We start from the raw sequence: 1,454 nt of genomic DNA, 5'->3' as shown, positions 1-1,454 counted from the left end.
CCCAAACAGTGCTCTACCTCCAAGAATCTCTAATGTCGACGCTAGCCCTAAAGCTATTTCGGAGAGAACCAGCTATCTCCAAGTTCGTTTGGAATTTCTCCGCTACCCACAAGTCATCCAAGCACTTTTCAACGTGCCCTGGTTCGGTCCTCCAGTGCGTCTTACCGCACCTTCAACCTGCTCATGGGTAGGTCACATGGTTTCGGGTCTACGACATGATACTAAGGCGCCCTATTCAGACTCGGTTTCCCTACGGCTCCGTCTCTTCAACTTAACCTCGCATCATATCGTAACTCGCCGGTTCATTCTACAAAAGGCACGCTCTCACCCATTAACGGGCTCGAACTTGTTGTAGGCACACGGTTTCAGGTTCTATTTCACTCCCCTCCCGGGGTGCTTTTCACCTTTCCCTCACGGTACTGGTTCACTATCGGTCACTAGGGAGTATTTAGGGTTGGGAGATGGTCCTCCCAGATTCCGACGGGATTTCACGTGTCCCGCCGTACTCAGGATACTGCTAGGTACAAAGACTATTTTGAATACGAGGCTATCACTCTCTTTGGCTGATTTTCCCAAACCATTCTTCTATAGTCTTTGAGTCCACATTGCAGTCCTACAACCCCGAAGAGTAAACTCTTCGGTTTGCCCTTCTGCCGTTTCGCTCGCCGCTACTAAGGCAATCGCTTTTGCTTTCTCTTCCTGCAGCTACTTAGATGTTTCAGTTCACTGCGTCTTCCTCCTCATATCCTTAACAGATATGGGTAACAGGTAGTACCTGTTGGGTTCCCCCATTCGGAAATCCCTGGATCATCGCTTACTTACAGCTACCCAAGGCATATCGTCGTTTGTCACGTCCTTCTTCGGCTCCTAGTGCCAAGGCATCCACCGTGCGCCCTTATTAACTTAACCTTATTTTTCTGACCTTTCAGTCATAAACTCTTATTAATACTACAGCGTTTTCGGTTTATTTTCTTGTTACTATTTGATATAGATATTCAATTTTCAATGTGCATTACTTGGTGATCTCTCACCAATGGAGCCTAGCGGGATCGAACCGCTGACCTCCTGCGTGCAAAGCAGGCGCTCTCCCAGCTGAGCTAAGGCCCCACAAGACCTCTCAAGACTAAACAAGACCAATGTGCATTCCTTATCCTTAGAAAGGAGGTGATCCAGCCGCACCTTCCGATACGGCTACCTTGTTACGACTTCACCCCAATCATCTATCCCACCTTAGGCGGCTGGCTCCAAATGGTTACCTCACCGACTTCGGGTGTTACAAACTCTCGTGGTGTGACGGGCGGTGTGTACAAGGCCCGGGAACGTATTCACCGCGGCGTGCTGATCCGCGATTACTAGCGATTCCGACTTCATGTAGGCGAGTTGCAGCCTACAATCCGAACTGAGACTGGCTTTAAGAGATTAGCTTGCCGTCACCGACTTGCGACTCGTTGTAC

1 tRNA gene and 2 rRNA genes are annotated in these 1,454 nt (G+C 49.4%); all 3 read right to left on the bottom strand.

Going from position 1 to position 1,454, the window contains the following annotated elements:
- Window positions 1-909 (bottom strand): 23S ribosomal RNA (locus HMPREF2795_RS00035); the annotation flags it as partial.
- Between the two features lie 125 nt (window positions 910-1,034).
- Window positions 1,035-1,107: transfer RNA gene (locus tag HMPREF2795_RS00030), tRNA-Ala, on the bottom strand.
- Between the two features lie 50 nt (window positions 1,108-1,157).
- Window positions 1,158-1,454 (bottom strand): 16S ribosomal RNA (locus HMPREF2795_RS00025); the annotation flags it as partial.

The sequence above is a fragment of the Streptococcus sp. HMSC056C01 genome, from assembly GCF_001811305.1.
In the GTDB taxonomy this organism is placed as follows: domain Bacteria; phylum Bacillota; class Bacilli; order Lactobacillales; family Streptococcaceae; genus Streptococcus.
Note: the sequence above shows the minus strand (reverse complement) of the source record. Positions and strands in the feature narration are given on the sequence as shown.